Origin of the sequence: Streptococcus sp. SG1 (assembly GCF_030439935.1) — a bacterium.
GTDB lineage: Bacteria > Bacillota > Bacilli > Lactobacillales > Streptococcaceae > Streptococcus > Streptococcus gordonii.
Window position 1 is genome coordinate 76,942 of sequence record NZ_JAQFJC010000009.1, and the last position, 24,334, is coordinate 101,275.

Genomic DNA, 24,334 nt, shown 5'->3' on the forward strand with positions numbered 1-24,334 from the left:
AATCACTATGGCAACTGAACAATTAGGTGAAATTGTTATTGCGCCACGCGTTTTGGAAAAAATCATTGCGATTGCAACTGCAAAAGTAGACGGAGTTCACTCTTTTGCAAACAAGAGTATGTCAGATAGCTTAGCTAAGCGTTCTTTGAGTCGTGGGGTCTATCTTCATACTGCGGATAATGGCGATGTAACAGTGGATATTTATCTGTACTTGGAGTATGGTGTAGGGGTTCCTACCGTTGCTATGGCTATTCAAAAGGCTGTGAAAAGTGCTGTCCATGATATGGCAGATGTGATTTTGTCAGCTGTTAATGTCCATGTTGCAGGTATTGTTCCTGAAAAATCTCCAAAACCGGATATGGCTGATTTATTTGACGAGGATTTCCTCAATGAGTAAGGTAATGGTAGACTCAAGACGTGATTTACGTGAGCGCGCATTTCAGGCATTGATGAGTCTGGAGTATGATGGGGATATAGTTGAAGCTTGTCGCTTTGCTTATCTACATGATAAGGAAGAAGAGGAACAAGTTGAACTTCCGATCTTCTTGCTCAATCTAGTTAATGGCGTAATGCAATCCAAAAGTGAGCTCGATGATAAGATTACTCAGTATTTGAAGGCTGGTTGGACCTTAGATCGTTTGACTCTGGTAGAGAAAAATATTCTACGTTTAGGTTTGTATGAGCTACTAGAATACGACGAGACACCACAGCTTGTTGCAGTTAACGAGGCTATTGAGCTGGCGAAAAAATTCTCAGATGAAAAATCAAGTAAGTTTATCAATGGGATTTTGAGTCAATTTGTTACAGAAGAATAAAAAGCCGAGATTCTTATCTCGGTTTTTTTGGTGTAAGGAAACTAAAAAGAATGCAGATGAAGCTAGGAGCGAAGTAAGACAAAAAGCTAAGAGTCTTAGGAAGTTAATCCTTCAAAAAATAGCGAATTATTAGATGCTCAGATAAGGCTCTTTCTTGACAATCATTATGAAAACGTTATAATTTTATTAGATTAATATTAGGAGGATGTTTTTTTATGAAAGCAACGAAAGCTACCGTAACCATTTTTTCTGCATTGGCATCAGTTATTATTCTGACGAGCTGTGCTCCGAAACCGACAGAAAATAAGACAACAGAGAGCGGTACATCGGATAATAAGATTTCGATGACCTATGAACAGCTTCGTTCGAGAGAAAATACCATGTCTACTCTTTGGTATCAAAAGGCGGCTGAAACCAAGGCTTTGTATTTACAAGGCTATAATGTTGCAACGAATCGTCTGAAAGAATTATTAAAAACACCGACAGAAAAACCATATTCTATCGTCTTAGACTTGGATGAGACTGTACTGGATAACAGCCCTTACCAAGTGAAAAATGTAAAAGATGGCACAGCATTTACACCTGAAAATTGGGATGTTTGGGTCCAAAAGGCTGAGGCTAAAGCCGTTCCAGGAGCAAAGGAATTCCTCCAATTTGCTAATGAAAATGGTGTACAAATTTACTATGTTTCTGACCGTGCGGCTAGTCAGGTAGATGCAACCATTAAGAACCTAGAAAAAGAAGGCATTCCTGTTCAGGGACGTGACCATTTGATGTTCTTGGAAGAAGGCGTCAAGTCAAAAGAAGGACGTCGCCAAAAGGTTCAAGAAACGACAAATCTAGTTATGCTATTTGGAGATAATTTAGTTGACTTTGCAGACTTCTCCAAAAAATCTTCTGAAGAGCGTGACAAGAAATTGGACGAACTTCAAAAAGAATTTGGTGAAAAATTCATCATCTTCCCTAATCCAATGTATGGATCATGGGAATCCACAGTTTACAAGGGTGAAAAATTAGACGCTAAGGGTCAAGTTGAAGAACGTGAAAAAGCCTTAGAAAGCTTTGATAAATAGTCTGAGAGTTTTTTGAAAGATTAGACATAAAAAAGACAACCTCCTTTTTTGAGGTTGTTTTTTTTGGGATAAAAATCAAATACTTTTGCCAGGTAATAGACTAACTGGTAGGAAATAACCAGTCGTTTGAACTTCGTGGCCAGCAATCCTTTTGAGGAGTAGGTCTACAGATAGATGAGCAATATCTTTCAGTGGTTGCTTGATAGTTGCCAACTGTGGATAGTAGTTCTCCACAAAGTAGGTGCCATCGTAGCCAATGATTTTTAAATCTTCGGGAACCTTGATGTCCAGCTCTTGAGCGACCTTCATAATTAAAATGGCTGTCAAATCATCTGAAGTAAAAATAGCGTCGGGCTTAATTTGATTAAGGATTTGCTTGATTTCCATTTCCTTTCGGACGGGAGAAAAATCACTGGAAACATTGATAATAGGTGCATCAGGTAGGACGGAAGCAAAGCCAGCATGGCGCAGGCCGGTTGGTGAGTTGGAATTGTCATTGCCTGTAATCATGATGATGTTTTGCGCTCCAGTCTTGACCAAGGTCTGAGCTGCCAGCACTCCGCCTCCGTAGTTGTCTGAAGAGACGACAGGAATATCCGGCGAAAGATTACGGTCGAAGGCAATGATTGGCGCAGTCACGCGATTGTAGTCCTCGATGCCCAGATTGTGGCTGCCAGAGATGATACCATCCACCTGGTTGGCTTCTAACATCTCAAGGTATTCACGCTCCTTGTCTGAGTCATGCTCACTATTGCAGATGATGGTTTTATAGCCCTGTTTAAAGAGCTCGTGCTCCAATTTATCAATTAATTCTGCATAAAAGACATTGCTGATATTAGGGAAAATAAGCCCGATTAGCTTAGCTGATTTTCCTTGGAGGCTGCGAGCCAGATTGTTGGGCTTGTAGGCCAACTCTCGCATGGCTGCCTCAACCTTAGAAATCGTTTTGTCGGATAAATAGCCTTTTCTGTTGATGACGCGAGAAACAGTTGTGGGGCTGACTCCTGCAAGTTTTGCTACATCAGTTAGCTTTGCGACCATAATCTAATTCATAGTAAGTACCGGTTGGATTGCCCTTGGTAATGGCAATCCCTGTCTGGTCTTCTCTTGGGAAGACACGGCCGGAAAATACTTTCTCTCCTTTATTGATGAAAATTTCAAAAATTGATTTATCGATGAAGATAGTAGCGCTCATTGCTTCTTTGTCAATATTACAGCTTCGGCTGGTTCCAAAGTCCAGAGCGAATGGCTCACCCGCCTGACTGCGATCCACCGTTACTTGACCTGCTTTGAGGTCAAAATTGATGCGTAGGCCCTTGCCATTCTTATCCGCAAAGAGGATGATTTCGTGTTCGGTGTCCGCAGCGAGATTCAATTCTAGTTCGTAGCTGTTCTTGCTTTCTGCCAGAGCAGTGAAAGGCTGAGATTCTGCTCGTAAATCCTTGATAGTAGGCACTGGGTACTGGTAGAGCTTGCCGTCTTTCAAAGTCAATTCTTTGACGAGAGAGAAGGTACCTTGATGGTCGAAGCGGTCAGATGGGTATTCCACATCAGGTAAGCCTAGCCAGCTGACAGCGAGTGCACGACCGTCAGGTGCGTTAAAAGCTTGGGTCGCGTAGCAGTCGAAGCCGTAGTCCAGATTTTGGATAGGGCTAGGATTAATCAAAGCAGCGTTATTTATGTCAAACGATTGACCTATTTTATACATGTTTGGATAAATGTTGCCATAGTCCAGTACGTCTTTAGACAAGCCTTGAGGGCAATAGAGTAGTACTGGCTGGTCATTGATGAAGACAAGGTTTGGACACTCCATCATATAGGCCGTTTTGTCATTGGCGAAGTCTAAATCGCCGACGACTTCCCAGTTGGTATAGTCGTTATCAACAGCCTTGTAAAGCTTGACATAGCCTTGCTTGTCTAGATTTTGTCCTCCGACAATGGCATAGAACTGCCCTTTGTAGTTAAAAATCTGTGGATCGCGGAAGTGGTCAGTGGCTTCAGCAGGTTGCTCAATCAAGACCTTATTAATTTTTTCCAGCTTGCCTGATTTGTCTAACAAGGCGCCAATCTGATAGGGATGACGTACCCAATTCTCATCACGAACATTGCCGGTGTAGAAGAGAAAGAGCTTGTCGTCAAACTGCATGGCAGAGCCAGAGTAGGCACCGTGGCTGTCTAGTGCGGTGTCTGGCAGTACACGGAGCCCAGTTTCAGTAAAGTGAACTAGGTCATCGCTCTCCAGCTGAACCCAGCACTTGAGACCGTGAGCTGCTCCGAAAGGAAAGTTTTGGTAGAAAACGATCCACTTGCCATCAAAATAGGAAAAACCGTTGGGATCATTGAGTAGTCCAGTCTGAGGTTCCACATGGTAGCTGGCCCTCCAAGGGGATTTTGCAATATTTTCTTTAATCTGCTGTACTTCATCCTGAGTCCAGTCTTCGTAGCGTCTGTAGCGTTTTTCAGTTGTCCAAGCCAAACCATATTCCTCCGTCATGTGTTTTTTCTTACTACTATAGTAAACGTTTTCCGCCTAAAAATCAACTTTAAACATATAAAAAATAAAATTTCTGCAAAACGCTTGACATATTTTTAGATCATGGTAAAATAATATTCGTAAAGGTGATTAAATCGCTTTCAAAAAAGTTTAATAAATTTAATAAGGAGATTTTTGCAAATGGATTATTCAAAAGTTGCAAAACAGGTTATTGATGCTGTTGGAAAAGATAATCTTGTGGCAGCAGCACATTGTGCAACTAGATTGCGCCTTGTGTTGAAAGATGACAGTATTATTAATCAAAAAGCATTGGACGATAATGCTGATGTTAAAGGGACTTTTAAAACAGATGGTCAATATCAGGTTATCATTGGTCCTGGTGACGTAAACTTTGTTTATGCTGAGATTATAAAAGAAACTGGTCTTAAAGAAGTTTCAACTGATGATTTGAAGCAGATTGCTGCTAGTGGGAAGAAGTTTAATCCTATTATGGCTTTGATTAAACTCTTGTCCGATATTTTTGTACCAATTATTCCAGCCTTAGTTGCAGGCGGTCTTTTGATGGCTTTAGGTAATTTCCTTACCTCTAAAGGATTGTTTGGATCTCAATCGTTGGTTCAAATGTATCCAGCTATTAAGGGCCTTTCTGATATGATTCAGCTCATGTCTGCAGCCCCATTTTGGTTTTTACCAATTTTAGTTGGTATATCAGCTGCAAAACGCTTTGGTGCTAACCAGTTCCTAGGTGCATCTATTGGTATGATTATGGTTGCACCTGGTGCAGCAAATATCATTGGTTTGACAGCAAAAGATCTTATTGGTAAAGCGTCAACAATTGGTGCCTATACAGAATTTTGGGATATTTTTGGCATGCATGTTAAGCAAACAAGCTATATTTACCAAGTTATTCCAGTTCTAGCTGCTGTATGGATTCTATCTTACCTTGAAAAATTCTTCCATAAGAAGTTACCGTCCGCTGTAGATTTCACTTTCACTCCATTGCTATCTGTTATGATTACTGGGTTCCTGACATTTACAGTCGTAGGTCCAGTAATGCTGTTGGTATCTAATGGTATTACAGATGCAATTGTTTGGCTCTACAACACAACAAGCTTTATTGGTATGAGCATCTTTGGTGGAACGTATTCATTAATTGTAATGACTGGACTTCACCAATCTTTCCCAGCCATCGAAACGCAATTGCTTTCTGCTTGGCGAAATGGTAGTGGACATGGTGACTTTATCTTTGTTGTTGCATCTATGGCCAACGTTGCTCAAGGTGCAGCTACATTTGCAATTTTGTTCTTAACTAAGAATGCTAAAACCAAAGGTCTTGCATCATCTGCAGGTGTCTCTGCCCTCTTGGGTATTACAGAGCCGGCTCTCTTTGGTGTAAACTTGAAATATAAATTCCCATTCTTTTGTGCCCTTATCGGATCAGCAGTAGGAGCTCTCTTTGCAGGTCTTTTCCAAGTTGTTGCGGTGTCTCTTGGTTCAGCTGGTTTCCTTGGATTCCTTTCAATTGATGCTAAGTCAATTCCGTTCTATTTCTTATGTGAAGTTATTGCTTTTGCGATTGCCTTTGCTTTGACTTATTTCTACGGTAAGACAAAGGCAGCAGATGTTTTTGCTGCAGAAGCTACTGTTGAGGCAGCTGTTGAAACAGTAGAAAAAGAGGTTGCTGAAGAGCAAGTAGTTGAAAATGAAAATTCACTCCAAGATGAAACAATTCTTGCTCCAGTTGCTGGGGAAGTTGTCGCTCTTGCAGATGTTAATGATCCAGTATTTTCAAGCGGAGCTATGGGGCAAGGTTTAGCAATCAAGCCAAGCGAGGGAGTTGTCTATGCTCCGGCTGATGCAGAGGTTACGATTGCTTTTGCGACGGGACATGCATATGGTCTTAAAACTTCTAATGGTGCAGAAATCTTGATTCACGTTGGTATTGATACGGTATCAATGAATGGTGAAGGCTTCAATCACACTGTAGCTCAAGGTGATAAAGTCAAAGCCGGTGATGTTCTAGGAACATTTGATTCAGCTAAGATCGCTGCAGCAGGTCTTGAGGATACTACAATGGTTATCGTGACGAATACTGCGGACTATGCTTCTGTAACTCCAGTAGGTCAAGGGACAGTAAGCAAAGGTGATGCTGTTATTGAAGTAAAAGCCTAAAAATTTAAGTATAATATAGAAAAACAGATATTCAAATATGGATGTCTGTTTTTTTGTATTTTTCTTTCAAAAATACAACCTTGTAGAAAATAATAAGGATAGAAACTCAAACGATTACACTTGTAAATTTTTTTTAAAAAAATTGAGCATAATTTATTGACAATCCTTTTGTACCATGTTACAATTACAAATGTAAACGAAAAACACAAAACAAAATATCGTTTGCAATTCTTGAAAATGAAGAGGTATAAATATGAATAACAATTACAACAATTTTAATAATATGGATGACTTATTTAATCAATTAATGGCTGGAATGCGTGGTTACAATAGTGAAAACCGTCGTTACCTCATTAACGGCCGTGAAGTGACACCAGAAGAATTTGCACAATATCGTGCTACTGGTAAACTACCTGGTCAAGGAACGGGTGAACAGGATTTACAAACTGCTGGTCATGGACCTAAGCAAGATGGCATCCTGGCTAAGCTGGGTCGCAATCTGACTCAAGAAGCTCGTGATGGTAAATTAGATCCAGTCATTGGGCGTAATAAGGAAATCCAAGAAACAGCTGAAATCCTTTCTCGCCGGACCAAGAACAATCCTGTATTGGTCGGAGATGCCGGAGTTGGTAAGACAGCTGTCGTAGAAGGTTTGGCTCAAGCTATCGTCAATGGTGATGTACCTGCGGCTATCAAGAATAAGGAAATCATTTCTGTTGATATTTCTGGTCTGGAAGCTGGTACCCAGTATCGTGGTAGCTTTGAAGAAAATATCCAAAACTTGGTCAATGAAGTCAAGGAAGCCGGCAACATCATCCTATTCTTTGATGAAATCCATCAAATCCTAGGAGCAGGATCTACCGGTGGAGATAGTGGCTCTAAGGGACTAGCGGATATTCTCAAACCAGCGCTTTCTCGTGGTGAGTTGACAGTTATCGGGGCTACTACTCAGGATGAGTACCGTAACACTATTCTCAAAAATGCGGCTCTAGCTCGTCGTTTCAATGAGGTTAAAGTCAATGCACCATCTGCAGAAGATACCTATAAAATCCTTCAAGGTATTCGTGACTTGTACGAAAAACACCACAATGTCATCCTGCCAGATGAAGTGCTGAAAGCTGCTGTGGACTATTCTGTTCAGTATATTCCACAACGGAGCTTGCCAGACAAGGCGATTGACCTGGTTGATGTAACGGCAGCCCACTTGGCAGCCCAACATCCGGTGACTGATGTTCATGCGGTCGAGCATGAAATCGCTGAGCAAAAAGACAAGCAGGAAGCCGCTGTTGAAAAAGAAGATTTTGAAGCAGCTCTCAATGCTAAGACTCGTATCGAAGAACTAGAAAAGAAAATTCAAAACCACACTGAGGATATGAAGGTGACGGCAACAGTCAACGATGTAGCAGAATCTGTTGAACGTATGACGGGTGTACCAGTATCTCAAATGGGTGCAAGTGATATTGAGCGCCTCAAGGGCATGAATGACCGCCTCAAAGCCAAAGTTATCGGCCAAGACAAGGCTGTAGAAGCTGTGGCTAGAGCTATCCGCCGTAACCGTGCAGGCTTTGATGAAGGCAACCGTCCAATCGGAAGCTTCCTCTTTGTTGGTCCAACTGGTGTTGGTAAGACTGAGCTTGCTAAGCAACTGGCTCTAGATATGTTCGGTACTAAAGAGGCCATCATTCGTCTGGATATGTCTGAATACTCTGATCGGACTGCTGTGTCCAAGCTGATTGGTACGACTGCAGGATATGTTGGTTATGATGACAATAACAATACTTTGACCGAGCGTGTACGTCGCAATCCATACTCTATCATTCTCTTGGATGAGATTGAAAAGGCTGATCCACAAGTGATTACCCTTCTCCTTCAAGTTCTGGATGACGGTCGTTTGACAGATGGTCAAGGGAATACTGTCAACTTCAAGAACACGGTTATCATTGCAACTTCCAATGCTGGATTTGGCTACGAAGCTGGCTTAGAAGAAGATGCAGAAAAACCTGATTTGATGGACCGCCTCAAAGCTTACTTCCGTCCAGAATTCCTCAATCGTTTCAATGCGGTTATTGAGTTCTCTCATCTCAAGAAAGAAGACTTGATGGAGATTGTCAATCTCATGCTGATTGAAGTAAATCAAACCTTGAGCAAAAAAGAAATTGATCTTGCAGTATCTGATGCAGCTAAGGAATTCCTACGTGACGCTGGTTATGACCAAGTCATGGGTGTTCGTCCACTCCGTAGAGTTATCGAGCAACAAATCCGTGACAAGGTGACTGACTTCCACTTGGATAATCTAGATGCTAAGCATTTGACAGCTGATTTGGAAGATGGTGTCTTGGTTATTAAGGAAAAGGAGGGGGCTGAGTAAGTCCCTTTCTCTTGAACTTTTAAAAGATAGACCAGCTATTAGTGATGTTAAAAAAGTCTTTTAAAATCGTCTTTAAAGCCTTTTGTAGTCAGGTCGAAAGAACAGTCCTCTCTTGTAAAAAAAAGAGAAATTTGTTATAGTAATGAAGACATGAAAAACGAAAGGAGACGACTATGGGATACCAAATGATTATCATGTTTGTGGTCATGGCTGGATTGATTTTCTACATGAACCGCACACAGAAAAAACAAGCGGAAAAACGCATGGAAAGCTTGAATAAGCTCCAAAAGGGTTATGAGGTCATCACAATTGGCGGTTTGTATGGAACTGTTGATGAAGTGGATACTGAAAAACGGACCGTTGTTTTGGATGTTGATGGCGTTTATTTGACTTTTGAATTAACAGCGATCAAGACAGTCTTACCACAAGCTGAAGCAGAAGTTGATCCTGAAGCAAAAGTAGCGATTGAGGCTGATGGTGTGGAAGAATCTGCTATCGAAGAATAAGAAAAAGAATCTGAGGATCTCGGATTCTTTTTTTACCTTTTTATCAGAGTCTGTAGTTTTGGGGCATTTCTTGAAAAATAAAAGAGGAAAGCCTATAATATAAGCAGGTAAGGCCTTTCAAAAGAACAAGAGGCTGTGAATGAGTGGTTTTACGAAGCTTCTTAGCCTAGTTTTGGGTGCTCACTGTCAAAAAACTTGCTAAAACAACACTTTTGTTAGATTTATGATATAATAAAATGATTAAAATTTAGGATAAAGCTATGTTTCACTTAAAAAAGAAAGAAAAAGTAACCATCCCCCTACAGGTGCCAAAGCATATTGGGATTATTATGGATGGAAATGGCCGTTGGGCCAAGAAGAGACTGCAACCTCGTGTGTTTGGACATAAGGCGGGTATGGAGGCTTTGCAGAATGTCACCATCGCAGCCAAAGAGATGGGCGTCCAGGTTTTGACGGTCTATGCTTTTTCAACAGAAAACTGGTCTCGACCAGAAAAAGAAGTCAAATTTATCATGAACCTGCCTGTTGAATTTTATGAGCGTTATGTGCCTGAATTGCACAAAAACAATGTGAAAATTCAAATGATTGGCGATGTGGCCAGATTACCTAAAGCTACATATGATGCCTTGGTTAAAGCAGAAGAGCTGACAAAGCTCAATACTGGCTTGATTTTGAACTTTGCCTTGAACTATGGTGGACGGGCAGAATTAACTCAAGCCATTCGCAATATTGCTCAAGAAGTTTTGGATGCCAAGTTTAATCCCGGTGATATCAGCGAGGAAATGATTGGGGATTATTTACAGACTAGTAACCTACCTCGTATTTTACGGGACCCTGATTTGATCATCAGGACTAGCGGGGAATTACGTCTCAGTAATTTCCTTCCATGGCAAAGTGCCTATAGCGAATTGTACTTTACAAAGACCTTGTGGCCGGATTTTAATGAAAAATCTTTAAAAGAAGCTATCGAAGAATATAGTAAGCGCCAGAGACGCTTTGGTGGTGTTTAGGAGAATATATGGATAAGGATTTACAGACGAGATTGATTTTTGCGGGAGTGGCTCTTGCAATTTTCCTTCCTTTGGTCGTATTAGGAGGAGTCGCTTTTCAGATTGTTGTAGGCATTTTAGCCATGTTAGCAGTACATGAATTGCTCCGAATGAAGGGCCTAGCGACGACAACTCTTGAAGGTATGTTGGCCATGCTGGCTGCCTTTGTCTTAGCAGTTCCGATTGAGTATTATTTTACCTTTTTGCCAATTGATGGCAATGTAATAGCCTATACTCTGGTCATCTTTTGCTTATTGGGTTCTATTGTCGTTGGTAGCAATTATACTTTTGATGATGTAGTCTATCCGATTGCAGTTAGTTTCTATGTAGGATCAGGTTTTAATGCCCTTTTAGATGCTCGAGGTGCAGGCCTAAACAAGGTGCTTTTGGCTCTTCTAATTGTTTGGGCAACAGATAGTGGTGCTTATCTCTTTGGTCGCCGTTTTGGGATGAAAAAGCTAGCTCCAACAATTTCACCCAATAAAACTGTTGCAGGTGCCCTCGGTGGTATCGCGTCTGCGATGGTAGTCACCTTCATTTTTGTTTTGATTGATGGAAGTGTGGCTGCTCCGCATAATCGCTGGCTTTTGGTTTTATATGCTATTTTCTTTAGTATAGCTGGACAGTTTGGAGACTTGGTGGAAAGCGCCATTAAACGTCATTATGGTGTCAAAGATTCTGGTAAGTTTATACCTGGCCATGGTGGTGTTTTGGATCGCTTTGACAGTTTGCTCTTTGTCTTCCCTCTGATGCGGATTTTAGGTTTATTCTAATTTGTTTAAGATGTGCAGAGTTGGAGATAAGCGGCTTCTTCTGCCTGGAACAAAATTTAATGAAAAACAGAGTACTGGGAGACACTCCCAGCCTCTTTGATTTAGACTCCAGAAGTCAAGATTTAGAAAGGAATGTGTGGTAAGGAAAGTATGGGAATTATGGGACTCCTCACCTTCATCATTGTTTTTGGTATTATTGTAGTGGTTCATGAGTATGGACATTTCTACTTTGCCAAAAAGTCAGGCATTCTCGTTCGAGAATTTGCCATTGGAATGGGACCGAAAATCTTTTCTCATATTGGAAAAGATGGAACAGCCTATACCATTCGGATTCTTCCTCTAGGTGGCTATGTGCGCATGGCTGGCTGGAGTGATGATACAACTGAAATCAAAACTGGAACACCTGTCAGTCTGACTCTAAATGAAGAAGGCAAGGTTATTCGAGTAAATCTATCTGGCAAGAAGATTGACCAGACAGCCTTGCCAATGAATGTGACAAGTTTTGATTTTGAAGATAAATTAGAAATCACTGGTTTGGTTCTTGAAGAAAGTAGAACCTACTCAGTTGATCACGATGCAACTATCGTTGAAGCAGATGGGACAGAAGTTCGGATTGCGCCTTTAGATGTTCAGTACCAAAATGCAACAATCTGGGGCCGTTTAATCACAAACTTTGCTGGCCCTATGAATAACTTTATTTTGGGAATCGTAGCCTTTTGGATCCTAATTGCTCTACAAGGTGGTGTTCAAAATCTGGACACAAACCACGTACAGGTTGCTCCGAACGGTGCCTTAGCTCAAGCTGGTGTAAAAAATAATGATCAGATTCTAAAGGTTGGTCAGACAGAAATTTCAAACTGGGATGATTTGACTCAGGCAGTTGAAAAGGAAACGAAAGGTCAAAAGAATCCCAAACTTAACCTGACAGTTAAAAGCGGAAACGAGACCAAAGATGTGACAGTCAGTCCTAAAAAAGAAGGGGACCGTTACTTATTAGGTGTTACGCCAGGCATGAAGTCGGATCTGATGTCCATGATGGTAGGTGGTCTGACCATGGCTTGGGATGCGGCTTTCCGTATTTTGAATGCTTTGAAAAACTTGATTTTCCATCCTAGTCTTAATCAACTGGGAGGACCGGTTGCTATCTTCCGTGTCAGCAGTCAAGCGGCACAAGCTGGTCTGGATCAGGTGATTAGTCTATTGGCTCTGTTATCAATCAATATTGGTATTTTCAATTTGATTCCGATTCCAGCTCTTGATGGTGGAAAGATTGTTCTCAACATTATTGAAGCAATTCGCAGAAAACCGCTCAAGCGCGAAACAGAGACTTATGTAACTTTAGCAGGTGTAGCGATTATGGTTGTGCTGATGATTGCTGTTACCTGGAATGATATTATGCGTACATTCTTTTAAGTAAGGGCAAGTGAAGAGAAAACGTAGATTGCTAAAGGGCCTTCACTGCCTTCAAATGTAATTAAAGGAGTTTTTATGAAACAAAGTAAAATGCTAATTCCAACCTTGCGTGAAATGCCAAGTGATGCGCAGGTTATCAGTCATGCCTTGCTTTTGCGGGCGGGCTATGTTCGCCAAGTGTCAGCGGGAGTTTATTCTTATCTGCCATTGGCCAATAGAGTTATTGAAAAAGCTAAGAATATCATGCGCCAAGAATTTGAAAAAATTGGTGCAGTAGAAATGTTGGCGCCAGCTTTGCTAAGTGCAGATCTTTGGCGTGAATCAGGGCGTTACGAGACTTATGGTGATGACCTCTTCAAGTTAAAGAACCGTGAGGGATCAGACTTCATTTTGGGACCAACCCATGAAGAAACCTTTACTGCTCTAGTGCGTGATTCAGTGAAATCTTACAAACAATTACCGCTGAATCTGTATCAAATCCAGCCAAAATACCGTGATGAAAAACGTCCTCGTAACGGTCTTTTGCGGACGCGAGAGTTCATCATGAAAGATGCTTATAGCTTCCATGCGAACTATGATAGTTTGGATGTGACGTATGATGAATACAAGTCTGCCTATGAAAAGATCTTCACTCGTAGCGAGATTGATTTTAAAGCCATCATTGGAGATGGTGGTGCTATGGGAGGAAAGGATAGCCAAGAATTTATGGCGATTACTCCTGATCGGACAGACTTGGATCGTTGGTTGGTATTGGATAAATCCGTTGCAAGCTTGGACGAAATCCCTGCAGATGTTTTGGAAGCCATTAAGGCTGAGCTAAGCAACTGGATGGTTTCTGGTGAGGACACTATCGCTTACTCTAGTGAGTCAAGCTATGCAGCCAACCTTGAGATGGCAACGAATGAATACAAGCCGAGCAATCGTGTAGTAGCTGAAACTGAACTGGTTCGTGTGGAAACACCAAACTGTAAGACTATTGATGAAGTTGCAGCCTTCCTACAAGTTTCTGAGGAGCAAACCATCAAGACCTTGGTCTACATTGCAGATGAAAATCCGGTAGTGGCTTTGCTTGTAGGAAACGACCAGCTCAATGAAGTCAAATTGAAAAACCACTTAGGGGCTGACTTCTTTGAAGCGGCAACAGAAGCAGAAGTCCAAGAATTGTTCGGAGCAAACTTTGGCTCTCTTGGTCCAGTTAATCTGCCAGAAGAAGTGACCATCATCGCTGACCGTAAGGTTCAAGACTTGTCCAACGCTGTTGCTGGAGCCAATGAAGATGGCTACCACTTGACAGGGGTAAATCCTGGTCGTGACTTTACTGCTGAATATGTCGATATCCGTGAAGTTCGCGAAGGAGAAATTTCTCCAGATGGTAATGGTGTTCTGAAGTTTGCACGTGGGATTGAGATTGGGCACATCTTTAAACTAGGGACTCGTTACTCTGACAGTATGAATGCGACAGTTCTAGATGAAAATGGCCGAGCAGTTCCCCTTGTGATGGGTTGCTATGGTATCGGTGTTAGTCGTCTGCTCTCAGCTGTCATGGAACAGCATGCCCGCCTCTTTGTTAATAAAACTCCTAAAGGTGAGTATCGTTATGCTTGGGGAATTAACTTCCCTAAAGAATTGGCGCCATTTGACGTTCATTTGATCCCAGTCAATGTCAAAGATGAAGAAAGCTTGGCTTTGACCGACAAGATTGAAGAAAGTTTAGTTGGAGCTGGCTATGAAGTCTTAGTCGATGACCGCAATGAGCGGGTCGGTGTTAAGTTTAGCGATAGCGACTTGATTGGTCTGCCAATCCGAGTAACCGTTGGTAAGAAAGCTGCTGAAGGTATTGTAGAAGTCAAAATTAAAGCAAGTGGCGATACCATTGAGGTCCATGCAGATAACTTGATCGAAACCTTGTCTATTTTAACGAAATAAGATAAACTGCCAGTTTTGCCTGGCAGTTTTCTTTTGCTTATTGGACTTGAAAATGCTATAGTAAGAAAAAATGAATCGGAGGACGAAATCATGGGATTATTTAGTGGTTTGCTGGGCAATGCTTCTCAAAAAGATATTGATAAAGTTGAAAGAGAACTAGAGAATATTCTAACACCAACTGAAAATGTGGAACTGGCCTTCAGTCTTATTCGAGATTTGATTGTGTTTACAGATGGGCGCTTGATTTTGGTTGATAAGCAAGGAATGACGGGCAAGAAAACGGCTTATAAGTCTTATCCATATCGCTCTATCAGTCGATTTTCAGTGGAAACGGCTGGCCACTTTGACCTTGATGCTGAGCTGAAAATCTGGGTATCCAGTGCTGAAGAACCAGCCGAAATCTTAACTTTCCGAAGTGATAAGAGTGTCATTGCTATTCAGAAGGCTTTGGCAGAAGCAGTATTAAGATAATAAAGGCGGTTTCAACCGCTTTTTTTGCAAACAAAAACTAACCACAGCCTAATAGCTTGGTTAGTTGATAGTTAAAGACTGTTAGTCTAGAGAAGTAGCAATCTAGTTGTCTTCACTAGGGAAAGATTCACCAAAATGCAGCTCAGAGTATGGGGTTTCAAAATTACCTCCGTCATAAGTTACCCTTACTGAAGTCATTCCGAAGTCAATGATTATTGGTTTTGCAGCAGTAATGAAGACGTAGCTATTACCGTTTTGTTTTATATCATAGAGTTTTACTGCTCCGTAAATGGAATCGGCAGAATAGCTATCTCCATTTTTAGTCGATTTGGTTATTTCAATGGTCTTCTTAGAAGGAGAGTAGGATAAATTATAGACTTCTTTTTTTCCGATGCCTTGAGTAATAAAAGTTTCGTGATCGTCACTTTTTGCTTGATAGTGAATAAAATTTTTATCAAAACTTTGCTGAGCGTTGTGCTTAACGAGAAATAAATTTACTCCCCATGCAGCTAAGCCTAAAATAATAAGAGAAGCGACACCAATAAGAACAGTTTTTTTAGTTAAGCGCATAAAAACTCCTTGAAATTTATATCAAAATAAAACAAAAGTTAATAACTTGTATTAGAAAATATACTAAAATTTATGAACAGGTATAAGTTTAAAAATTAATCAGAAAGCTTTTTTATTCTTCTTCGAGTCCTTGCCCCTTCAAATAATCAAAGACAACTTCTGGTTTATCTTGAAGTTTCCTGAAGAAAGTTTGACTACTTTCAGAGTCACTTGCTGACTGAATCAGTTGTTCTTGATCTATTTTTCTGAGGTCAAAGTCAAAAATGGCTATAGCGTTTTTCTTGTCTTCAGAAATTTTAAGATGAATCTTAAGTCCTTTTAGCTTTTCTTGATTTTCAATCATGGAACTTTTCTTAAGATCTTCACTATAGGATTTCTTTAATTCTTCAACACTCATTTTTTGACTTTCTTCAGGGATGGCCTGGCTGGAAATGAGTTGGAAAGATAGGATCTTGTCTTTAGTATAGAAAAGTTTGACTGAATTAGTATAATGCTCATCGATTTTTTTAGAAAAAGTTTTCGTCTTTGTCTTTTCTTCTTTGGTTTTACTTTGACTCTGACTTTGCTTGGGTGTATTTTCTTGCTTATTCTGACTGGTCGTGCTACAAGCAGTTAGGGTCAGTAGACAGATGCTAGCTAGTAAAATTTTCTTCACAGTTAAGACTCCTTTAGGTAAATGTTTTTTCTATTATATCATAACTTAGGACCAAGAAAAAAGTCTTGAAAATTATATGGGGAGCTGAGCATTGCTCGGTCCTTTTTCTGTCGAAAAAAGTGCTGATTTATGGTAAAATAAGGTCACTACTGTACGAGGAAATGTCATGTCAAACAAGTTTGAAATTTTAATGAATCAGCTAGATATGCCACTGGAGATGAGAAATTCAGAGGCCTTTTTGAATGCAGAAATCGAGAAGGTTTTGGTCCACAAGGTCAGTCGAGTCTGGGAATTTCATTTTTCTTTTGAGGATATTCTGCCTGTTGAGATTTTTAGGGAATTGCAGAATCGCTTAGCTCAAGAGTTTTCGAAGACAGGCAATCAAGCTATTTTTGAAATTCACTGTCAGGCGCCTCAGTTATCAGATGAGCTCTTGCAGGCTTATTACCAGCTGGCCTTTGAGGAAGGTCCATGTGCCAGCCATGGATTTAAGAGCCTTTATCAGGATTTGCAGGTTCATTTGGATGAGGACAAGTTGCTAATTGAAGGGCCCTCGACCATTGATACGGAACATTTTCGCAAGAATCACCTACCAAATCTCAGTCGCCAGCTAGTCAAGTATGGCTTTCCTCAGTTGACCTGTCAGGTTCAGCACAGCGATGAGTTAACCCAGCAACAGGCAGAGAATTTCCAGGCAGAGAATGACAAGATTGTTCAAGAAGCTAATGAAGAAGCTCTCAAAGCCATGGAATCTCTACAGCAAATGGCGCCACCGCCAGAGGAAAAACCAGCCTATGATTTCCAAGCTCGCAAGGCTGCGGCTAAACCAAAGCTAGATAAGGCAGAGATTACCCCTATGATTGAAGTTCAGACTGAGGAAAATCGTCTGGTCTTTGAGGGAATGGTCTTTGATCTGGAGCAGAAGGTTACTCGGACCGGCCGGGTCTTGCTCAATTTCAAGATGACAGACTATACTTCTAGCTTCGCCTTGCAGAAATGGATGAAAAACGAAGAAGAAGCCAAGAAGTTTGACATGATTAAGAAGGGGGCTTGGCTACGCGTACGGGGAAATGTCGAGATGAACAATTTCACCCGCGACCTGACGATGAATGTGCAGGATGTGCAGGAAGTCACCCACTATGAGCGCAAGGACTTGATGCCTGAGGGCCAGAAGCGGGTTGAATTTCACGCTCATACCAATATGTCTACTATGGATGCCCTGCCTGAGGTAGAGGAAATCGTTGCAACGGCTGCCAAGTGGGGCCACAAGGCTGTCGCCATTACTGACCATGGCAATGTGCAAAGCTTTCCCCATGGCTACAAGGCTGCCAAGAAAGCTGGTATCCAGCTGATTTACGGTATGGAGGCCAATATTGTAGAAGACAGGGTGCCCATCGTCTACAATGAAGTGGACATGGCGCTGAGCGATGCGACCTATGTAGTCTTTGACGTGGAAACGACGGGGCTTTCAGCCGTCTACAATGACTTGATTCAGGTCGCTGCCAGCAAGATGCACAAGGGCAATATCATCGCTGAGTTTGATGAGTTTATCAATCCTGGGCATCCTCTGTCGGCCTTTACTACGGACTTGACTGGGATTACAGATGAGCATGTCCGCAATGCCAAACCCCTGGAGCAGGTCCTGAAAGAATTTCAGGAATTTTGCCAGGACAGTGTCCTCGTTGCCCATAATGCCACCTTTGATGTGGGCTTTATGAATGTCAACTATGAGCGTCATGGCCTGCCGAAAATCACTCAGCCAGTTATTGACACGCTGGAATTTGCCCGCAACCTCTATCCAGAGTACAAGCGTCATGGTCTGGGGCCTTTGACCAAGCGTTTCCAGATTGCTCTGGAGCACCATCACATGGCCAACTATGACGCGGAAGCGACAGGCCGCCTCCTCTTTATCTTTATCAAGGATGTGGCTGAAAAGCATGGTGTGACCAATCTCAAGGATCTGAATACGGATCTGGTCGATGAGAATTCCTACAAGAAGGCTCGGGTCAAGCATGCGACCATTTATGTGAAAAATCAGACGGGGCTCAAGAATATTTTCAAGTTAGTCAGTCTGTCCAATACCAAGTATTTCGAAGGTGTCCCACGGATTCCACGGACTGTGCTGGATGCCCATCGTGAAGGCCTGATTCTGGGCTCAGCCTGCTCAGAAGGCGAAGTCTATGATGCTGTTGTCTCTCAGGGGGTGGATGCGGCTGTCGAAGTAGCCAAGTATTATGACTTTATCGAGGTCATGCCACCAGCCATCTATGAGCCACTGATTGCCAAGGAGCAGATCAAGGACCAGGAAGAACTGCAGACCATAATTCGCAATCTGATTGAGGTCGGAGATCGCTTGGGCAAGCCTGTCCTTGCAACGGGGAACGTCCACTATATCGAGCCGGAAGAAGAGATCTACCGTGAGATTATCGTACGGAGTCTGGGTCAGGGAGCCATGATTAACCGAACCATTGGTCACGGTGAAAATGCCCAGCCGGCTCCGCTTCCTAAGGCTCACTTCCGGACCACCAATGAGATGCTGGACGAATTTGCCTTTCTAGGCGAGGATTTGGCTAAGAAGTTGGTCATCACCAATCCCAATCAGCTGGCGGAGACCTTTGAGCCGGTAGAAGTGGTCAAGGGCGACCTCTATACACCTTTCATTGATAAGGCCGAGGAGACGGTTGCCGAGCTGACCTATCAAAAGGCCTTTGAGATTTATGGCAATCCGCTGCCAGATATTGTGGACTTACGGATTGAAAAAGAGCTGACCTCTATCTTGGGGAATGGCTTTGCCGTGATTTACCTGGCTTCGCAGATGCTGGTGCAACGCTCCAATGAGAGGGGCTATCTGGTAGGTTCACGGGGGTCTGTCGGATCCAGCTTTGTTGCGACCATGATCGGGATTACCGAGGTCAATCCTCTATCACCCCACTATGTCTGTGGCAAATGCCAATACAGCGAGTTCATTACGGACGGCTCCTATGGTTCTGGTTTTGATATGCCGGATAAGGACTGTCCAGAGTGTGGCCACAAACTCAGCAAAAATGGGCAAGATATTCCGTTTGAGACCTTCCTTGGATTTGACGGGGACAAGGTACCCGATATTGATTTGAACTTCTCCGGAGAGGATCAGCCTAGCGCCCACTTGGACGTGCGGGATATCTTTGGTGAGGAATATGCCTTTCGAGCTGGAACCGTTGGTACCGTTGCTGCTAAGACGGCCTATGGATTTGTCAAGGGCTACGAGCGCGACTACGGGAAGTTCTATCGGGACGCCGAAGTTGAGCGTTTGGCGCAGGGAGCTGCCGGAGTCAAGCGGACGACTGGACAACACCCGGGCGGAATCGTTGTTATCCCTAACTACATGGATGTTTATGACTTTACACCAGTCCAATATCCAGCTGATGATGTGACGGCCGAGTGGCAGACCACCCACTTCAACTTCCATGATATCGATGAAAATGTCCTCAAGCTAGACGTTCTGGGACACGATGATCCGACCATGATTCGGAAGCTTCAAGACTTATCTGGCATTGATCCTACTGATATTCCTATGGATGATCCTGGTGTCATGGCCCTCTTTTCTGGGACAGACATTCTGGGAGTGACTCAGGAGCAGATCGGCACGCCGACTGGTATGCTGGGAATTCCGGAGTTTGGAACCAACTTTGTACGGGGCATGGTTGATGAGACCCATCCGACCACCTTTGCCGAGCTCTTACAGCTATCTGGTCTCTCTCATGGTACGGACGTATGGCTGGGCAACGCTCAGGACTTGATCAAGCAAGGAATTGCTGACCTGTCCACCGTTATCGGCTGTCGGGACGACATCATGGTTTACCTCATGCACAAGGGCTTGGACCCTAAGATGGCCTTTACGATCATGGAGCGCGTGCGGAAGGGCCTCTGGCTGAAGATTTCTGAAGAAGAGCGCAATGGCTACATCGCAGCCATGAAGGAAAATAATGTGCCAGAGTGGTATATTGAGTCCTGTGGAAAGATCAAGTACATGTTCCCCAAGGCCCATGCGGCAGCATATGTTATGATGGCCCTGCGGGTGGCCTACTTCAAGGTGCATCATCCGATTTATTATTATTGTGCCTACTTCTCTATCCGGGCCAAGGCATTTGATATCAAGACCATGAGTGGCGGACTTGATGCCGTCAAGCGCCGGATGAACGAAATCGCTGAAAAGCGCAAGAACAACGAAGCCTCCAATGTAGAAATTGACCTTTATACAACTTTGGAAATCGTCAATGAAATGCTGGAGCGAGGCTTCAAATTCGGCAAGCTAGACCTCTACAAGAGCCATGCGACCGAGTTTCTCATCGAAGGAGATACCCTTATCCCGCCATTCTCTGCTATGGACGGTCTGGGTGACAATGTTGCCCGCCAGGTGGTTAGAGCACGGGAAGAAGGCGAATTCCTCTCTAAGACGGAGCTCCGCAAGCGCGGTGGCCTCTCTAGCACCCTAGTCGAAAAAATGGACGATATGGGAATTCTGGGCAATATGCCGGAGGATAACCAGTTGAGTCTGTTTGATGAGTTTTTCTAAAATAATTCAAAATGATTTTAAGTTGTCTATGAAACGTGGGCTTAAGGCAAACTTGTTAGAAGAAGTTTTGAGTTTTCTGACTGTGGTTCTTCTAGCTAATAGCCCAGAAGCGCAAAGATTGTATCTGGATCAGGAGTAAGAAAGGGGAAAAATGAGATTTAGTATTGTAGCAGAAGATAAACCAGCTCAAAAATCATTTGGTTATCAATTAGAGCTAGACACGGATACAATTATAAAAGTAACCGGCTTGGTCTGCTCCACTCCAGTGTAGTTATGGTAACTCTCTTGTCTCTCTTTAAAGATTAGATCGAAACCTCTATTTCAAAAAAAGGAAATAGAGGTTTTTAAGTTTTATAACCGCTTCTAGATGTTTTCATTGAACCTGGATTGTGTTACAATTTTTAGTGTGTAGAATTTCGTAAATGAGCTGATAAATCAGCGAGTTTTTATTGGTAATCAGAAGAAAAGAGGAGAAGAGTGTGGCGAAATATTTAGTAGGTCCTTACAACAATAGTTGGAATTTTATGGATGCTTATAACAAAGCTCAGAATGGGGACATCATCGAGTTTGAAGATGGATACGCTTTTCAATGGCCGACCAATCAGGAAATTGTAATTGATAAGGAGCTACATTTTGTAGGGCAATCGGTTTCTAATCCAAATGGCAATGGCCAAATCTTTAAGAATACCATCGAAGCGGCTTTCCGATTTGTAGCAGGAGCAAAGGTCACCTTTGAAAATCTGTGTTTTAAAGTCACAGGGAATTATTCTACCCTTCTGTTATGGAGTGGATCTGAAGTCACTTGTAAGCAAGTTTGTTTTGAAATTAGCACCCAAAACAATCAGAACTTTTTTCTATATGCAGACACGCATTCTAAACTAATCTTAACTGATATAGAAATGAAGGTTCCCGAAAAACACGATGCTTCAATCGGTATCGTGGCTTCTGAATTATCAATCAGTCATTCAAGGATTTTATCTAGAATTGATCTATCAGACGGGGCTAAGTTAACATTAGAAACTGTCCACCTTGAAAAATATGATATTAATACGATCAGTGCGACTAACTCAGAAGTGACTCTCAAGAACTCTACAGTTAAAGGTGGGAATCTTGAGATGGACTATCCACCAGTTTGGTTAGATAATGTGGTCTGGAAATCTGAGAACTGTAAAATCGAATTGCCTGGTGGGACTGCGGTTTGCCTCAATAATAACGTTCAATTCAACTCTGATTCGGATTGCATTACGTCCTTGAATTCGTACGGAAGTATGCTTCGAGCTCATCAAGCCACTTTCACAGAATTTTTATGCATCTATGACCTATCGTTCGCGACTTTGACAGGAGAAACTACTTTCCTTGCGGAAAATGCTCAAAGAATTTCATTCGGGGCTTTTTCAGATAGTGTAGTAATGGCGGACCAGATGATTTTCCATAAAATCGCTGATCCAAATATTCGACTTCAAAGTTCTGCCTATGTGAAGGCGGATGCTGTTACTTATACGCAGGGAGATGCGCGTGATCTGATAACTGAGATTGAGGATGGTTGTGACTATCTTGTAGGTAGAGAAGTGGCTAAAGCAAATCCGCAAGCACCTTCTTCAGGCTCTGCATCTGATGCAACTATTCCGACTGTTCCAACTACTACAGCAAGTGGATCTGAACAAGAAAAGAAACGCGATGCACTGGAAGAACTCAATAGCCTGATTGGTCTTGAGAAGGTCAAACATGAGATCAAAAAAATGATCAACATGGTAGAATTTAACAAAAAGCGTATCGCAAATGGCAAGGCTCCTGAAAAGCAAACCCTACATGCAGCCTTCATGGGAAATCCTGGTACAGGGAAGACGACCGTTGCCCGTCTCTTGGGAGAAGTTCTCTTTGAGGCAGGTGTCCTTTCCGGTAAGGAATTTCGTTTTGTCGAAGCGACTGAGTCAGACTTAATCTCTTCTAATGTTGGAGGGACAGCTGAGCAGACTCAGGCTCTTCTTGAAAAAGCTCGTGGTGGGATTCTCTTTATTGATGAAGCCTATAGCTTGGACAAAAAAGACAGTGATGTCGACTTTGGGATCGAAGCCATCAATACCATCCTCAAATTCATGGAGGACAATCGTGATGAGATCATGATTATTTTTGCCGGCTATACCAAAGAAATGGAGGAATTCTTAAGGACTAATCCAGGCCTCCGTTCGCGTGTGCCCAATAACTTCATCTTTGAAGACTTCACAGGAGATGAAATTGTCCAACTGGGTGAAATGATCTTGAATAAGGGAGACTATAAGCTCGAAGACCGCGATTACTATGCTCGTCATGTCAAGCGAGCCTATGATGGATCATTAGATAAAAGCAATGGTCGCTGGATCCGTAATCTGGATGAGCAGTTGACCAAGACCATGGCAGACCGAGTAGTGGCCCAAGGTTCAGATGATATCGAGACCATACTCAATATCGACATTGATGCTGTTCTCAACCAAGGCAAGTACCAAGTAGGGGTAGACAAAGAAGAAGATGGTATGGCAGCCCTCAACCGCTTGGTTGGAATTGGAAAAGTGAAAGAGCAAGTCGAACAGTTTGTAGCCATGGCTGAGTTCAACCAAAAACGGGCGGAGCAAGGTGGTCTTGTGGAAGATACAACCCTGCACTCGCTCTTTCTTGGAAACCCTGGTACAGGAAAGACGACTGTTGCTCGCATTTTGGGGAATATTCTCTTTCAAAAAGGTGTCATCAAGCAGAAGAAATTCATCGAAGTATCTAGAAGCAATCTGGTTGGTGGCTATCAAGGCCAAACAGCCTTGAAGACGCGTGAAGTCTTAGAAAGTGCGCTTGGTGGGGTTCTCTTTATCGATGAAGCCTACACGCTCTACACTGGTCAAAATGATGATTTCGGGAAGGAGGCCTTGGATGAGGTCCTCAAATTTATGGAGGATCACCGTCGAGATATCGTCATTATCTTCGCTGGTTATACTAGGGAGATGCATGACTTCTTGCAAGTCAATTCAGGACTGCAAAGTCGGATTCCAAATGTCTTTGACTTTGAGGACTATAATCCAGATGAGATTGTAGAGATTGGTCTCATGGGATTACGCAAGCAAGGCTACCAAGTCAATGAAGCTCTCTACGGAGAAATTGTGAAAGGAAATTATTTGCGTGCCAATGACCACAGTAACGGTCGCTGGGTCCGCAATCTCAACGAAAAACTTTTGCGACAAGTATCGACTCGTGTAACACGTGAAGAAAGTACAGACTACAATTCCATTTTGGATCAAGATTTGGAAGCCCTGAGGGAGAATGGAAATCCAGAACATCCTCATATGGTAGATGACCAAGGCTATGTTATTCCCTAATTCTCAGCTTTCAAAATTCCAAGCGCCTGAAACATTCTTGTTTCAGGCGCTTTTCTCACGGTAGAAAGTCTTGGTTTATGTTTAAATAATAGACTTGATTTTTAATATTCTAGCAGAGAAAAAAGTATTCAAGACGGAAGGAAAGGCACTTTC

General features: G+C 42.4%; 17 protein-coding genes. 13 read left to right on the forward strand and 4 right to left on the reverse strand.

What is annotated here, in order from left to right:
* Nucleotides 1–7 precede the first annotated feature (7 nt).
* From PCY06_RS08690 to PCY06_RS08700, 3 genes are all read left to right on the forward strand, one after another.
* Nucleotides 8–397 (forward strand): Asp23/Gls24 family envelope stress response protein, encoded by a 390-nt coding sequence (locus PCY06_RS08690; RefSeq protein ID WP_046164694.1) that lies wholly within the window; start codon nt 8–10, stop codon nt 395–397.
* Nucleotides 390–815, forward strand: a complete 426-nt coding sequence (gene nusB, locus PCY06_RS08695) for a transcription antitermination factor NusB (RefSeq protein ID WP_045504424.1) — start codon at nt 390–392, stop codon at nt 813–815. The genes PCY06_RS08690 and nusB overlap by 8 nt, the downstream gene beginning before the upstream one ends.
* A 215-nt stretch (nt 816–1,030) precedes the next feature.
* Nucleotides 1,031–1,888 (forward strand): 5'-nucleotidase, lipoprotein e(P4) family, encoded by an 858-nt coding sequence (locus tag PCY06_RS08700; protein WP_061596480.1) that lies wholly within the window; start codon nt 1,031–1,033, stop codon nt 1,886–1,888.
* Between the two features lie 75 nt (nt 1,889–1,963).
* Here PCY06_RS08700 and PCY06_RS08705 read toward each other — a convergent pair whose 3' ends face one another.
* A complete protein-coding gene (locus tag PCY06_RS08705) occupies nt 1,964–2,929 on the reverse strand; it encodes a LacI family DNA-binding transcriptional regulator (protein WP_061596482.1) in 966 nt (321 codons plus the stop codon).
* Nucleotides 2,910–4,364 carry a sucrose-6-phosphate hydrolase gene (locus tag PCY06_RS08710; RefSeq protein ID WP_082307352.1) on the reverse strand — a complete coding sequence of 485 codons (1,455 nt, stop codon included), beginning with the start codon at nt 4,362–4,364 and terminating at the stop codon, nt 2,910–2,912. Before PCY06_RS08710 ends, PCY06_RS08705 begins: the two co-directional genes overlap by 20 nt.
* Before the next feature lie 198 nt (nt 4,365–4,562).
* On the opposite strand from PCY06_RS08710, the gene PCY06_RS08715 reads away from it, so the two are divergent.
* The 8 genes from PCY06_RS08715 to PCY06_RS08750 all read left to right on the forward strand — a co-directional run bounded on the left by PCY06_RS08715 (nt 4,563) and on the right by PCY06_RS08750 (nt 15,060).
* Nucleotides 4,563–6,554, forward strand: coding sequence for a sucrose-specific PTS transporter subunit IIBC (locus PCY06_RS08715; RefSeq protein WP_053794344.1), 1,992 nt, complete (start codon nt 4,563–4,565; stop codon nt 6,552–6,554).
* 253 nt (nt 6,555–6,807) lie between these two features.
* On the forward strand, nt 6,808–8,922 hold the full coding sequence (locus PCY06_RS08720; protein WP_048775886.1) for an ATP-dependent Clp protease ATP-binding subunit: 2,115 nt from the start codon (nt 6,808–6,810) through the stop codon (nt 8,920–8,922).
* Between the two features lie 173 nt (nt 8,923–9,095).
* A complete protein-coding gene (gene yajC / locus PCY06_RS08725) occupies nt 9,096–9,428 on the forward strand; it encodes a preprotein translocase subunit YajC (RefSeq protein ID WP_061596484.1) in 333 nt (110 codons plus the stop codon).
* Between the two features lie 260 nt (nt 9,429–9,688).
* Nucleotides 9,689–10,438, forward strand: coding sequence for an isoprenyl transferase (locus PCY06_RS08730; protein ID WP_048777228.1), 750 nt, complete (start codon nt 9,689–9,691; stop codon nt 10,436–10,438).
* Nucleotides 10,439–10,446: 8 nt separating this feature from the next.
* Nucleotides 10,447–11,250 (forward strand): phosphatidate cytidylyltransferase, encoded by an 804-nt coding sequence (locus PCY06_RS08735; protein WP_082307353.1) that lies wholly within the window; start codon nt 10,447–10,449, stop codon nt 11,248–11,250.
* A 156-nt stretch (nt 11,251–11,406) separates the two neighbouring features.
* Nucleotides 11,407–12,663 carry an RIP metalloprotease RseP gene (gene rseP / locus PCY06_RS08740; protein WP_172858967.1) on the forward strand — a complete coding sequence of 419 codons (1,257 nt, stop codon included), beginning with the start codon at nt 11,407–11,409 and terminating at the stop codon, nt 12,661–12,663.
* Nucleotides 12,664–12,738: 75 nt separating this feature from the next.
* Nucleotides 12,739–14,589 carry a proline--tRNA ligase gene (locus tag PCY06_RS08745; RefSeq protein WP_061596486.1) on the forward strand — a complete coding sequence of 617 codons (1,851 nt, stop codon included), beginning with the start codon at nt 12,739–12,741 and terminating at the stop codon, nt 14,587–14,589.
* A gap of 90 nt (nt 14,590–14,679) precedes the next feature.
* Nucleotides 14,680–15,060 (forward strand): PH domain-containing protein, encoded by a 381-nt coding sequence (locus tag PCY06_RS08750; protein ID WP_012130877.1) that lies wholly within the window; start codon nt 14,680–14,682, stop codon nt 15,058–15,060.
* Between the two features lie 102 nt (nt 15,061–15,162).
* Here the strand turns inward: PCY06_RS08750 and PCY06_RS08755 are convergent, their stop codons facing one another.
* Nucleotides 15,163–15,630 carry a hypothetical protein gene (locus PCY06_RS08755; RefSeq protein ID WP_195916558.1) on the reverse strand — a complete coding sequence of 156 codons (468 nt, stop codon included), beginning with the start codon at nt 15,628–15,630 and terminating at the stop codon, nt 15,163–15,165.
* Nucleotides 15,631–15,742: 112 nt separating this feature from the next.
* Nucleotides 15,743–16,285, reverse strand: coding sequence for a DUF1307 domain-containing protein (locus PCY06_RS08760; RefSeq protein ID WP_125397199.1), 543 nt, complete (start codon nt 16,283–16,285; stop codon nt 15,743–15,745).
* 166 nt (nt 16,286–16,451) lie between these two features.
* Here PCY06_RS08760 and PCY06_RS08765 point away from each other — a divergent pair, with 166 nt between their 5' ends.
* Nucleotides 16,452–20,840: a PolC-type DNA polymerase III gene (locus tag PCY06_RS08765; RefSeq protein ID WP_195916557.1), complete on the forward strand. Its 4,389-nt coding sequence runs from the start codon at nt 16,452–16,454 to the stop codon at nt 20,838–20,840.
* Nucleotides 20,841–21,319: 479 nt separating this feature from the next.
* The gene (locus PCY06_RS08770) at nt 21,320–24,181 is read left to right on the forward strand and encodes an AAA family ATPase (RefSeq protein ID WP_125367572.1); all 2,862 of its coding nucleotides are present in this window, start codon (nt 21,320–21,322) and stop codon (nt 24,179–24,181) included.
* The last annotated feature ends 153 nt before the right edge of the window (nt 24,182–24,334 follow it).